12 protein-coding genes are annotated in these 12,210 nt (G+C 69.6%); 4 read left to right on the top strand and 8 right to left on the bottom strand.

What is annotated here, in order from left to right:
- The first annotated feature begins 18 nt into the window (after positions 1–18).
- The gene (locus ACIBJF_RS32455; protein ID WP_399179090.1) at positions 19–708 is read left to right on the top strand and encodes a helix-turn-helix domain-containing protein; all 690 of its coding nucleotides are present in this window, start codon (positions 19–21) and stop codon (positions 706–708) included.
- A gap of 38 nt (positions 709–746) precedes the next feature.
- Here the strand turns inward: ACIBJF_RS32455 and ACIBJF_RS32450 are convergent, their stop codons facing one another.
- The 6 genes from ACIBJF_RS32450 to ACIBJF_RS32425 form a co-directional block, all read right to left on the bottom strand.
- Positions 747–1,586 carry an SDR family NAD(P)-dependent oxidoreductase gene (locus tag ACIBJF_RS32450; RefSeq protein WP_399179088.1) on the bottom strand — a complete coding sequence of 280 codons (840 nt, stop codon included), beginning with the start codon at positions 1,584–1,586 and terminating at the stop codon, positions 747–749.
- A gap of 86 nt (positions 1,587–1,672) precedes the next feature.
- On the bottom strand, positions 1,673–2,461 hold the full coding sequence (locus ACIBJF_RS32445; protein ID WP_399179087.1) for an SDR family NAD(P)-dependent oxidoreductase: 789 nt from the start codon (positions 2,459–2,461) through the stop codon (positions 1,673–1,675).
- Positions 2,458–3,597: a branched-chain amino acid ABC transporter permease gene (locus ACIBJF_RS32440; protein WP_399179085.1), complete on the bottom strand. Its 1,140-nt coding sequence runs from the start codon at positions 3,595–3,597 to the stop codon at positions 2,458–2,460. Before ACIBJF_RS32440 ends, ACIBJF_RS32445 begins: the two co-directional genes overlap by 4 nt.
- Positions 3,594–4,469 carry a branched-chain amino acid ABC transporter permease gene (locus ACIBJF_RS32435; RefSeq protein WP_399179083.1) on the bottom strand — a complete coding sequence of 292 codons (876 nt, stop codon included), beginning with the start codon at positions 4,467–4,469 and terminating at the stop codon, positions 3,594–3,596. Before ACIBJF_RS32435 ends, ACIBJF_RS32440 begins: the two co-directional genes overlap by 4 nt.
- Before the next feature lie 7 nt (positions 4,470–4,476).
- A complete protein-coding gene (locus ACIBJF_RS32430) occupies positions 4,477–5,694 on the bottom strand; it encodes an ABC transporter substrate-binding protein (RefSeq protein WP_399179080.1) in 1,218 nt (405 codons plus the stop codon).
- 121 nt (positions 5,695–5,815) lie between these two features.
- Positions 5,816–7,273 (bottom strand): ATP-binding cassette domain-containing protein, encoded by a 1,458-nt coding sequence (locus ACIBJF_RS32425; protein WP_399179078.1) that lies wholly within the window; start codon positions 7,271–7,273, stop codon positions 5,816–5,818.
- A 503-nt stretch (positions 7,274–7,776) separates the two neighbouring features.
- On the opposite strand from ACIBJF_RS32425, the gene ACIBJF_RS32420 reads away from it, so the two are divergent.
- The 3 genes from ACIBJF_RS32420 (at position 7,777) to ACIBJF_RS32410 (ending at position 9,759) form a co-directional block, all read left to right on the top strand.
- Positions 7,777–8,091 (top strand): hypothetical protein, encoded by a 315-nt coding sequence (locus ACIBJF_RS32420; protein ID WP_399179077.1) that lies wholly within the window; start codon positions 7,777–7,779, stop codon positions 8,089–8,091.
- Positions 8,092–8,144: 53 nt separating this feature from the next.
- Complete coding sequence (locus tag ACIBJF_RS32415) at positions 8,145–8,432, top strand: hypothetical protein (RefSeq protein WP_399179075.1); 288 nt, start codon at positions 8,145–8,147, stop codon at positions 8,430–8,432.
- Between the two features lie 106 nt (positions 8,433–8,538).
- Positions 8,539–9,759, top strand: a complete 1,221-nt coding sequence (locus ACIBJF_RS32410) for an RNA-guided endonuclease InsQ/TnpB family protein (RefSeq protein WP_399179073.1) — start codon at positions 8,539–8,541, stop codon at positions 9,757–9,759.
- A 423-nt stretch (positions 9,760–10,182) separates the two neighbouring features.
- Here ACIBJF_RS32410 and ACIBJF_RS32405 read toward each other — a convergent pair whose 3' ends face one another.
- Both ACIBJF_RS32405 and ACIBJF_RS32400 read right to left on the bottom strand, forming a co-directional pair.
- Complete coding sequence (locus ACIBJF_RS32405; RefSeq protein WP_399179119.1) at positions 10,183–11,601, bottom strand: M24 family metallopeptidase; 1,419 nt, start codon at positions 11,599–11,601, stop codon at positions 10,183–10,185.
- Positions 11,602–11,606: 5 nt separating this feature from the next.
- Positions 11,607–12,209, bottom strand: a complete 603-nt coding sequence (locus tag ACIBJF_RS32400) for a carboxymuconolactone decarboxylase family protein (RefSeq protein ID WP_399179072.1) — start codon at positions 12,207–12,209, stop codon at positions 11,607–11,609.
- Between the last annotated feature and the right edge of the window lies 1 nt (position 12,210).

Here is a 12,210-nt window from a genome sequence, read left to right as displayed (position 1 = left end):
GGTCGTCGAACTGATTTCATGACGTCTTCATCGATCCCCGAAGCTCCGATGGGGTCACCGGAGCGAGCGGTCAAGCGAGCAGGCTCGCACACAGCGAGCGAAGCGGCGCAGCCGCTGGACACCCTGGGAAGGGCGCTTCGTCGACGCCGCAAGAGCTCCGGCCTGAGCCTGCGGGCACTCGCCGAGCGCGTCGGGATCTCTCCGTCGGCGTTGTCGCACATCGAGAACGGGCGGTCTCAGCCGTCGGTCACCACCTTGTTCGCGCTCGTGCGCGAGCTCGGCACGTCCCTTGACGAACTGTTCGCGGTCGGCCCCGCACCGGCACGACGAGAGCGTGCACCCTCCGTCGGCACCACCGTCGTCCAGTACGCCGACACCCGTGCGGCGGTCGGACTCCAGTCGGGAATCACCTGGCAGCCACTGGCGAGCGACGAGGAGCTGCAGTTCATTCAGCTGGCCTACGAACCCGGCGCGGCCTCCTGTCCCGACGGCTCGTATGTGCGGCACGCGGGCCGGGAGTACGGTCTGGTCCTGCGGGGTCGGCTGCGGATCACCCTGGGGTTCGAGGAGTTCGACCTCGGTCCGGGCGATTCCATCCGCTTCGATGCCCACCTCCCGCACCGCCTGGAGAACGTCGGTGACGAACCTCTCGAGGCGGTGTGGGTGATGGTCGGCCGTAACGGCGCGTCGCCGGCTGACGCGTGCTGAAGCGGAGCACGACGTCGGCGCCGGCGAGGGCCCTGCGGCTACCCCGAGCCCTCCGCGGCCAGGACGGCGTCGAGGAGCGACTTGGCGCCGGCCTGGCCGGTGAAGCCGCCGTCCACGGCGATCTCCGCACCTGACAGATACCGGGACTCGTCGCTGATCAGGTAGACGACCAAGTGCGCCACGTCTTCCGGCTCGCCGAGTATGCCGAGCGGATTGGCAGCGAGCTGGGCCTGCCGGAACGTGGGTGGAGCGTCGGCCACCATCGGGGTCTGGATGTAGCCGGGATGGATCAGGTTGGACCGGATGCCCAGCGGTCCGAGCTCGAGGCCGGCCACCTTCGCCAGCCCGCGTACGGCCCACTTGGAAGCGGTGTAGGCGGCCGTGAAGTTCGGCGTGAGCGCCGCGACGCTGCCGATGGTGACGATCGAGGCGCCGGGCGGCATGAGCGGGGCCAGCGCCTGGATGCCGAGCAGCGGGCCGGTGGTGTTGACGCGGAAGATCCCTTCCCAGTCGGCCAGCGTGACCTCCATCAGCCGCGCGAGGTGCGTGCGTCCCGCGTTGTTGACCAAGCCGTGCACGTGTCCGTACCTCGTGCGCAGCTCAGCCGCCAGCCGTGCCCAGCCCGCGGGGTCGGACACATCGAGTTGCCGGTAGACGACGGAGTCTGCGTGCCCGTCGAGTTCGCCGGGCGCGAGCGCGTCCGCGGCGACGATATCGGTCGCCACCACGGTCGCCCCTTCGGCGGCAAGCGCCCGCGCCTGGGCCGCCCCCTGCCCCCGCGCCGCGCCGGTGATGACGACGACCTTGCCCGCGACGCGGCCGACGGGTGCCGTGCCCTGCGGCGCGGGCCCGTGGATGCCGGAGCTGTCCGATTGCATGGGTCCTCCTGCGGTTGCTGTCGGGATGACGTCCCGGGTGTACGACGCCACCGCTCCGGGTGAGGCGGCCGCGAAGGGGTCACGGATCACGCGGTGAAGGCCGCCGCGAGCGCGTCGCTGCGCGCGGTCACCATCTGCCGGGTCTCCGGGTGGGTGAACACATGGAGACGCCCCGAGCGCATGGCGTCCACCACCATGGCGCCGACCTGGGTGGGCTCCAGCACCGTCATCGTCGGCAGGAAGTCCTCGGTGCGGGAGCCGCTCTCCCGGTGGCCGGGGCGCTTGACGGCGTTGGCGTTGATGTTCGTGCGCACCAGCCCGGGCAGCAGGATCGAGACGCCGACCTGCCCCGCTTGGTCCAGTTCGGCGGCCAGCACCTCGCTGACCGCGACCACTGCGGCCTTCGACGCCGCGTATGCCGTCGTTCCGGGGGCGGCCACGACGGCGGCGACCGAGGCCGTGTTGACGATGTAGCCGCCTTCCGGGTTGGCCTGGAGCAGGGGCAGGAAACTCTTCAGGCCGTGGACCACGCCCCAGAAGTTGACGTCCATGACCCAGTGGAAGTCGGCCGGCAGCAGGTCGTCGAACGTCGCGAGCGGGCCGACGCCGGCGTTGTTCACCACCACGTCGACCCGGCCGTGGCGCTTCACGACGCGATCGGCCAGCGCCTGGACGTCGGCAGCGTCGGTGACGTCGACCACCTCCGCGATCGCGCCGATGTCGGCGGCCGTCCGGCGCGCGGCCGCGGCGTCGACGTCGGCCACCACGACGGTGGCTGCGGCGGCCAGCAGGTTCTCCGCGATGCCGCGGCCGATACCGGAGGCGCCGCCGGTGACGACGGCGACCCGGCCGTCGAACCTGTCGATCCTCTTCACGTGTTCCTGCTTTCTCGCGAGGGTGCCGCATGCTTTGTGGCGGGCCGGTCCCGGGTGAGGGGAGGCCGGCCCGGCTCGATCCCGCTCGACGGCGGCTGGTCGATGAGGGGGGCGGGGATCTGCCCGGCCTGTTCGGTCGGTGTGGCCCCGCAGGGGGTGACCGACAGGTGCCCCTGGCTTCGCCGACGGCGGGAGACCCGGTCGGCGGCGGCGTCCGTTCCGGCGCGTAGCACTCCGACGATCCCGTTGGGCGCCACCACGATGACGGCGATGACCAGAACACCGCTGAGCAGGGCCTGCAGCACGGGCTGGTCGGCCAGCGCACGGTCGACGAGGTAGTAGATGACGAACGCTCCGATGATCGGTCCGGCGACCGTGCCCATGCCGCCGACGACGACCATGACCAACGCGGTGACCACCCAGTTCAGGTCGAACATCGAGTTCGGCTCGATGGCGACCTGGTTGAGGGCGATGGCACCGCCCAGCAGGCCGGTGAGGAACGCGCTGAGCACGAACGCCCGACGCTTCACCGAGCGGGTCGGCACTCCCAGCGCCGCAGCGGCCGACTCGTCGTCGCGCACCGCCATCAGGCGCAGGCCGAATGTCGAGCGAAGCACGACGGAGGTGACGGCGCAGGCGACGACGGTAAGCACCGCGATGACCTCGAACGCGGTCGCCCGGTCGGGGACGGCGTCGAGCGGGATGGCGAGACCCCGGCTCTCGCCGGTCCACGTCCAGGTGACCATCCAGGCCTGGGCGATCAGGGCCACCGCGGAGGAGCCGATGGTGAAGTAGACACCGGACAGGCGCAGCAGCAGATGGGACAGCAGCCAGGCGAGCGTGCCGGAGAGCACCCCACCGGCCAGCAGCGCGGCCGGCCATGGCGTCCCCGCCTTCAGGACGCACATCGCCAGCGTGTACCCACCGGCGCCGACGAAGGCGGATTGGCCGAGCGACAGTTGGCCCCCGATGCCGCCGATGAGGTTCCACGCCTGGGCGATGCCGACCCAGAGGATCAGGTTGAGCAGGATCTCCTGGGTTCCGCGGGTCACGTTGCCCGGCACCAGGAGGAGGACCACCAGGACGACCACCCAGCCGGCGATGCCGAGCCAGGCGCGGCGTGCCGAATTGATCACGGCAGGGCCTTCCTTCGCAGACGCGGGATCGAGAGCCCGCGTGGCCGGACCAGGAGCAGGACGAGCAGGAGCACGTTGACCGCGATCGAGGAGTAGACCGGCGCCGCCAGTGCGCCGACCGCCGTGGAGACGACGCCGACCAGGACGCCGCCCGCGAGGGTGCCGAGCACCGAGCCGACCCCGCCCATGACCACCACGGTGAAGCCGAGGACGAGCAGCGGCAGGCCCGCGTTGGGGTCCACCGAGAAGGCGGTGCCGTAGACGATCCCGGCCAGGGCGGCGATGGCGGCGGCGGCGCCGAAGGTCAGGGCGTGCATCAGGCCGATGTTGATGCCCAGCGTGCTGGCGGTCGCCGGATCGGTGGACGCTGCCCGCAGCGCTGTGCCGAGCCGCGTGCGGGTGAGGAGGAGTTGGACGGCGACGATGACGACGACGGCCAGCGCGAAGGCGACGACGTTGACCATCTGGACCGTCAGCCCGGCGACGGTCAGGCCGCTGCGGCCCCACGGGGCGGACAGGGACAGCGGGCCGGTGCCGAAGCCGAAGGTGAAGAACCCCTGACCGATGAGGAGCAGGCCGAAGGTCGCGACAAGCGGGGCCTCCAGCGAGTGGTCGAGCAGGCGCTGCAGCAGCAGTCGCTGGGTCAGGGCGGCGACGACGAACACCGCAGGCCCCACCCCCAGAAAGGCCAGCAGCGGGTCGACCGGCACCGACCGGGTGATCATGATGGCAAGGTATGCGCCGGCGAGCACGAGGATCCCATGTGCCAGGTTGACCACGCGCATGATTCCGAAGACCAGGGACAGGCCAAGGGCGACGAGGGCGTAGAGCCCTCCGAGCAAAGCCCCGTTCAGCAGTGCGGCGGCGGACATGTTCTGATCACCTGGCCAGTCCGGGGGCCGGTGCCTCGAACTTGCCGGTCGCCTGGTCCGGCGGCCACACCGTCACCTGCCGGTCGCCCTGCCACTGCACCGCGCTGACCGGTATCACCGCCCGGTGGTCGCTGCCGATGGTGATTCTCGCGAGTACGGTGCCCAGACCCTTGGTCTGGGCCAGCGCCTTGTTGATCGCATCCGGGTCGGTGCTTCCGGCCCGGGAGATCGCGTCGGCCATGATCTGCACCATCGCATAGCTCGCGAGGTAGCCGTCGGTGGCGGTCCCGTCGCCGAACTTGGCCTTGGCGGAGTCGTACAGCGCCTTCCCCCCGACGTTGCCGTTGGTAGGGGTCCAATACCCGAAGACCGACGCTCCTTCGGCCAGCGGACCCACGGCCTGAGGGAAGCCGACGCTCCCGCCCTTCTCCGGCCACGCCGTCACAGGGGCGTAGTGCAGCGCCTTCATCTGCTTCCACAGCGCTGCCGCGTCCGGCGGGGTGACCTGGGCGATCATGACGTCGGCATGCGCGTCCCTCGCGTTCTGGACGAACTGGCTGAAGTCCGTCGTCCCGACGGGGAACTGGGCGTGGTACGCGATGGTGTACCCGTGCTTGGCCGCCTGGCGCTCCCACAGGGCCCCCATCGCCTTGCCGTCCTCCTCAGTGTCGGTGAAGAGGGCGACCCGCTTGTTGGTCCGCACCTGGTCAGTGGCCTTGAAGTTGACCGCTGTCTGTTCGGCCTCGTCGGTGAAGACGTCGTAGGCGTATCTCCAGCCGCGCGGGCTTGCCGCCAACCACGCCCGGGTGGGAGTGAGGGACGACAGGGCCGGGACTCTTTCCTGCTCCGCGACGACGGAGAAGGGGATGGTGAGCGGTGGGGTGACCGAGCCGAGCAGAGCCGCGGCGTTGTCGTCGTTGATGAGCGAGCGGGCGGTCGAGGTCACCTCGGTCGGATCCGACTTGTTGTCCTTGACCACCAGCTTCAGCTGCCGGGAGGTCCCGCCGACATCGACGCCGCCCGCCTTGTTGATATCCGCCACCGCTTGTTCGTAGCCGGCCCGGATGACCGGGCCGAAGACGCCGAGGCCGCCGGTGAGCGGCAGCGTCGTGCCCAGCACGACGGGGCCGCTGCCGCCGTCTCCGGCCGAGCCGCCGCAGGCGGCGAGGACCAGTGTGAGGGCCGCCCCCAGGGCGGCAGCCAACAGAGTTCTCCTACGGGACATGGCTGTTCTCCTGCAGAACATGGCGCTCGGGCTCTTCTCGGCTCCAGCCCGGAGCGCGCGGATGGATCACGGAACTGATACGGAATGGACGGGGACGCGGTCGGGGAGCCGGCGCAGTGGGCTACCGGGCGGCCCCGAAGTACGCCTCGGAGAGGCGGTCGGGGTCGTCGAGCTCGCGCGCGGGACCCTCGTAGGTGATGCGGCCCCGGTCGAGCACGTAGGCGTGGTCGGCGATGGACAGACTCCGGTGGGCGTTCTGCTCGATGAGCAACACGGACGTGCCGGCCTCCCGGATGTCGGTGATCGCCTGGAAGACGGTGTCCACCGCGACCGGGGACAGGCCCAGCGACGCCTCGTCGAGGATGAGCAGCCGCGGCTTCGACATGAGCGCCCGCGCCATGGCGAGCAACTGCTGCTGGCCGCCGCTGAGCGTCCCGGCGCGCTGCGTCCGCCGTTCGGCCAGGACCGGGAACAGGGCACACAGCTCTTCGGCACGGGCGGCGCGCTCGGCGCTTGCGAGCGTGAAGCCGCCGAGCATCAGGTTCTCGTGCACCGTGAGCTCACCGAAAATCCGGCGCCCCTCCGGGCAACAGGCGACCCCGTGCATGATCCGGCGGTGTGCCGGCAGCCTGGTGAGCACGGTGCCCGACATCCGCACTTCGCCGGAGGAGACCGGCAGCAGCCCGGTGATGACGCGGGTGATCGTCGTCTTTCCGGCGCCGTTGGCGCCGAGCACCGAGACGACCTCACCTGGCTGTACCCGCAGGCTGACGCCGTCGAGAGCCAACGCCTTGCCGTACCTGGCGGTGACGCCGTCCAGTTCGAGCAGCGGCGGTTCGGCCGTCTCCCGCCGCTGCCTGTCCTGCCGGTGGACGGGAGCGCTGCCCTCGCCGAGGTAGATGTTCCGCACGGTGGGGTCGGCGGCCACCTCCTCGGTCGTGCCTCGGGCGACGACCTTGCCCCAGTCGATGACGACGACCCGCTCGGCGAGCTCCCGGATGACCGCCTCGACGTGCTCGACGATCACGAGCGCGACGCCCTCGTCGTGCACCCTGCGCACGATGTCGATCATCTGCTCGGTCTCGTGCGCCACGAGTCCGGCACCGACCTCGTCGAGAAACAGCACCCGCGGATGCAACGAGAGTGCGCGGGCCATCTCCAGGCGCTTGAGGTCGAGCAGGCCGAGGGTACCTGCCGGGCGCTGCGCCTGGCCGGCGAGCCCGCAGAGATCCAGCACATCCAGGGCCCGCATCCGGTCTCCCCGGGCCAGGGCGCCCACCTGGACGTTCTGGGCGACGGTCAGCCGAAGGAACGGCCGCGGAACCTGATACGCCAGCGCGACACCCGATCGTGCGATCCGATGCGTGGGCCAACCCAGGATCGAGCGACCGTCGAGCAGGACGTCACCGGAATCGGGCTGGATCTCACCGAGCAGCGTCTTGAGCAGCGTGCTCTTCCCGGCCCCGTTGGGCCCCATCACACCAATGACATCGCCCGGCTCGATCGAGAGGTCGAGGCCGTCCAGAGCGGTCACCCCACCGAAGCGTTTCGTGAGCCCCCGAGCCTCCAGCAGCGACATGGGTCAGCCCACCTCGATGCTACGGGCGAGCAGGGATGGGTTCTCGCTCGCAGCGGGCGGCCTGATCAACGCGACCGCCTCCGCGGCATGGATCTCGAGGCGATCGTCGACCGCCGTGCCCCGACCGAGTCCACCTCTGGCACGGGCCATCCAATGCAGTGCCGACGCAGGCCCCATGCCTGGTCGCCGCCCGCTGTTGTGCTGATGCATGCGGTCTCCTCAGAAAACCGTCGAGTGGCGAGAATGTACAGTGACACTCATGGAGGTGCCAGACTCTGTTCAGGATTACTGCACAAGTTCGCTTTGGCCTCTGCCGGTCCAGCAACGCGTCGCGGCTGTCTCCCGCTGGTCGACAGGAGACGACGGCACGGGGTGACGGTCCGCGAACGCCGCGGCGAGCGCTCGGACGTTCAGCCGCCACCGAAGGTCCCGGTCACCGACAGAGCGAGCGCAAACCGCACGTCCGGCACCTGATCCGGCTCGCCGTCGCGACGAGCTGGGCCATGACGGGCGGTCAGGGCCGGGCCGGCGCTGTGCGCCGCACTGTGCGCGGCATGGTCTGCCGCATTCCGGGCTCATCTCGTAATGTCGCAGCGAACGGCTTCAGCCCCGATCTGGTCCGGGGGCCGCTCGTACGCGGCAACCGGCTGACCGGTCGCCGCCTGGCGGGCACCCTCGTCCCCCAGCTGTGGGTGATGACGGAGAGCGGTCACGTCCGCCTCGACGAGGTACTCGGCGACTCCTTCGCTGTCCCGACCGCCGTACCGTCCGCAGGTCATCGCCGTATCGATGCGGCTCGGGTCCGCCAGTGGCGCTGACGGCAGGTCAGCCCGCGCGACGGGGGAGCCGTGTCCCCACGGATGGCCGACGCATGGCGTACCGGAACGCGCCGAGCGGGACACGACCCAGGCGCTCGGGTGCACGGATCGTCCGTCTCGGCAGCACTGATGCCGCCGAGGGCGAGACGGCTGTCACCGATGACGGGACCCTCGCCGCCAGGCTGCGCGCAGGCCGGGCCGACGCCGTCCTGCTGCGTCCCGACCGCGTCGTGTTGGACGTCGTGCCCACGGGCGGCAGCGACTTCACCGGGTTCCTCCGAGGATGCCCCGGCCTTCAGGCCGGGGAGGAATCGGACTCCTGCGGAGCAGGGCAGGGATAGCCGGATCGCCGTCAGGGCGATCCGGTGTCCACTGGGCACGGCGGTGATGTCGCCCACGATGATCGAGAGCTCTCAACTGTCAGTCCGCTCGGGTAGGTTCGGATGCATGACGACAGAGGCGACCACGAAGGACACCGGGCATGCCCGGTACACCTTCCGTGTGCGCCTGTCGGCTACCGCGCGGCGCGCACTCGAAGCGGAGTGGGATCGCTGCCGGTGGATCTGGAACGAATGCGTCGCGAAGTCCCAGCAGGTCCACGCGCAGGGCCGGGCGACGGGTGAGAAGTTGACCTGCGGTCCGGGGCAGTTGGACAGGATGCTGACCGAGGCCCGCGGGATGACGCCCTGGCTGGCTGAGGGCGCGAGCGTGCCGCAGCAGCAGGTGATACGCGACTTCGCCAGGTCGAGGGCGAAAGCGCTGAAGGACATCAAGGACCGGTTGCCGATGCACCGGCGGGCCGGGATGCCCAGGTGGAAGAAGAAGGGGGAGGCGCGGCCCAGCCTGAACTACACCCGGCGCGGTTTCCGCCTCAGGGACGGCCGGCTGCACCTTGCGGGCCAGATCGTGCTGAGGGTGGTGTGGTCGCGGGGCCTTCCGGCCGACCCGTCGAGTGTGCGGGTGTTCCAGGACACGCTCGGGCATTGGTATGTGTCCTTCGTCGTTCCCGCGCAGAGCGAACCGCTCGCTCCCACGGGGCGCGTGCTCGGGGTGGACTGGGGTGTGACGGAGACCGCCACCACCACCGACGACGCCTACGATCTCCCCCATGCCGAGCACGGCAGGCGGGCCGCGCAGCGGCTGGCGAGGTATCAGCGGATGATGGCCCGGCGTCGGCCTTCGAAGGGACAGCCCGCATCCGCCGGGTACCGCAAGGCGCAGGCGCAGGCGGCGAAGCTGCACAAGAAGGTGGCGAGGCGGCGGGAGGACACCGGCCGCAAGTGGGCCAAGTCCGTGATGCGCGGCCATGACGGGGTTGCGGTGGAGGACTTCAGGCCGAGGTTCCTGGCGAAGACCACCATGGCCCGCAAGGCGGCCGATGCCGCCATCGCCGCGACGAAGCGTGCCCTGTGCGAGATGGGCCGCAAGCACGGGCGGGAGGTCCGTCTCGTGCACCCGGCGCACACCACGATGGACTGTGCGCGGTGCGGAGCGAGAACCAAGCACGCACTGCCTCTGTCGATGAGAACGTATGCCTGCACCGTGTGTGGAGCGGTGTCCCCCAGGGACAAGAACTCCGCCCGCGTGATGCTGGTCCGGGCAGGTTGGAACCCGGACGGTGCCGAGGGCGTAAGACCACCCGAGCCGCCGGCTCCGGTGGCGGCCTGAGCCGTAAATCCCCGCACAGCCCTGAAGGGTGACGCATCCCCTCCCTTCAGGGAGGGGAGCCTTCAATGACACCGCAGCCTGGGCATCGCTGCTGTACTCATGCCGCAGCTGTGTCTCGGCTGTTTCGCCTACAGGTTCTCCAGGTTCTTTGGCGGTCTGAGTGAGGCCTTTGACCGATGGGTGGTCAGATGGCCGTGGAAGAGCACGCCGGACTCGTCGGGCGCGCTCTTCCAGCGGTTGCTCCACCGCTGCCGGCCGCAGCCGGTGGGGTCCCGGGGCAAGGTGGTTCGGCCCAAGCACGCAATGTGATCCCGAGCCAAGGATCACCCATCGCCCAGACATCCTCAGCTGGAACCGTCCTTGCGCGGTCACGACCGTATCGTCACCGCTCGAATCGCCTCGGACGCATATCGCTCTGGGTGCTCACACGGTGGTGGTGACTCCGTCTGCGTGCTCGCTCCGTGTCCCGGGCGCGGCGGTGTTCATGTGCGACTGGCTGTCGCGTTCGGTGGGCAATGGTCCACCGACCGCGTGGTATCGGCGGCCGGCCACCAGAAGTTCCTCGGCAGGGAACTTGGTGATCACCTCGCAACCGTCGGCGGTCACGACCACCTCCTCCTCGATGCGGGCGGCTCCCCATCCGTCCCGAGCGGGCCAGTAGGTCTCGAGGGCGAAGACCATGCCCTCTTCGAGAACCTCCGGCGCGTCGAAAGACGTCAGCCGGCTGAAGATCGGTTTCTCCCAGATGCTCAGGCCGACGCCATGACCGTACTGAAGCGCGAAGGCCGCTTCCTCGTCGGGGAAACCGAACTCTTCCGCTCGTGGCCAGAGCTCCACGATGTCCGCGGTAGTGGCGCCGGGCCGGACATGGGCGAGCGCGATGTCCATGTACTCCCGGCATCGTGTATAGGCGTCGCGCTGGGCAGTTGAGGCGCTGCCGACTGCGAAGGTGCGGTAGTAGCAGGTCCGGTAGCCCATGTAGCTGTGCAGAATGTCGAAGAACGCGGGATCGCCGGGACGAATGATCCTGTCGGAGAACACGTGCGGATGTGGTGAGCACCGTTCTCCGGAGATCGCGTTCACCCCCTCGACGTGCTCTGAGCCGAGATCGTAAAGCGTCTTGCTGACTCGACCGACGCACTCGTTCTCACGGATTCCCGGGCGGAGGAACTCGTAGAGGTCGTCATAGGCGGCGTCGACCATGGATGCGGCGTGGGTGAGCAACCCGATCTCGTCGCGGGTCTTGATCCTGCGCGCCTCAAGGCACACCTGCTGCCCGTCCACGACGTCCAGACCGAGGCTTTGAAGGGCGAACAGGACCGGGGGCTCCACGATGTCCACGCCGATCGGCGCGTCGACGAGCCCGTGTTCGGCCAGGACCTCGAACACCTTGGCAGCGACGTCCTCGGCGCGCCCGACCCGGGGGCCCAGCGCCCCGCGCAGCGTCGACAAGCCGGCACGTGCTCCGCGGCCGGTTCCGGAGGGGGACGAAAGGCCGCCGTCAGGGATGTGCCGAGCGTCGTCGACCGCGAGATCGCGGTGGCCGGCGTCGAGCCAGGGCGCGTAGAGCTGGTGGTGTCGCGCCGCGGAGCCGAAGTCCCACAAGACCGGTGCTCCGCCGCGGGGGAGGAGGGCGAAGCGGATCATCTTGTCCATCGCCCAGGTGCCGATGTGGGTGGAGGTCATGTACCGGATGTTGTGGAAGTCGAAGCAGAGCAGGGCACCCAGCGAACTCCTTTCGAGTTCGGCCGTGAGCCGCTTCAGCCGCTCCTCGCGGAGACGGCTGATGTCGATCCGGTTCTCCCAGTCGACGTTCATCGACCCGAAGGAGGGGGTGAGCATGGTCATCAGAGGTCCTTTCCCTGGAGAAGCTCCCGATCGACAGGGCCGGGTGGCGCGGGCATGTCCAGTTCGAACTGCATGAGGCGGTGGAACCTGGACAGCGCGTTCCACATCGAGATGCTCATCGTCAGCTCCACGATCTGCGGCTCCGTGAAGTGCGTTGAGACGTCCTCGCGAACTGTGCCGCTGAGCAGCCCCGCCTGCCGGCTCGGGGCGACGACAGGCGGGCTCGACGTCACCTCGCGGGCGAGCTCGAGAGCGCAGCGCAGCGGCGGATCGAAGCGGTCCCAGCGACCGCGGACCACGTCGAGGAGGCGGTCAGGGTCTGCGCCGCCCCGCAGGGCACCTGTCCAGCGATGGCTAACCGTGTATCGGCAGCCGTTGAGCCAGGCCACGAGGAGCGCGCTGAGATCCTTGATCTCCTGGTCGACCGCTCCCGGTCCGGCGACGGAGCGCAGGAAGGGCAGGTAGCTCTCGAAGATCTCGGGCCTGTGGAACAGCGAGCGCCAGGTGTTGAGGAGCTGCCCGTATTGCTCTTGGCCCGACTCGGCGACCCTGCGTGGGCCTTCGGGGAGGTCATCGATGTCAAGCAGGTGGACGAACGCCATG

The sequence above is a fragment of the Streptomyces sp. NPDC050743 genome (genome assembly GCF_044456925.1).
Lineage (GTDB): Bacteria > Actinomycetota > Actinomycetes > Streptomycetales > Streptomycetaceae > Streptomyces.
This window is presented reverse-complemented; position numbering and strand designations above follow the sequence as displayed.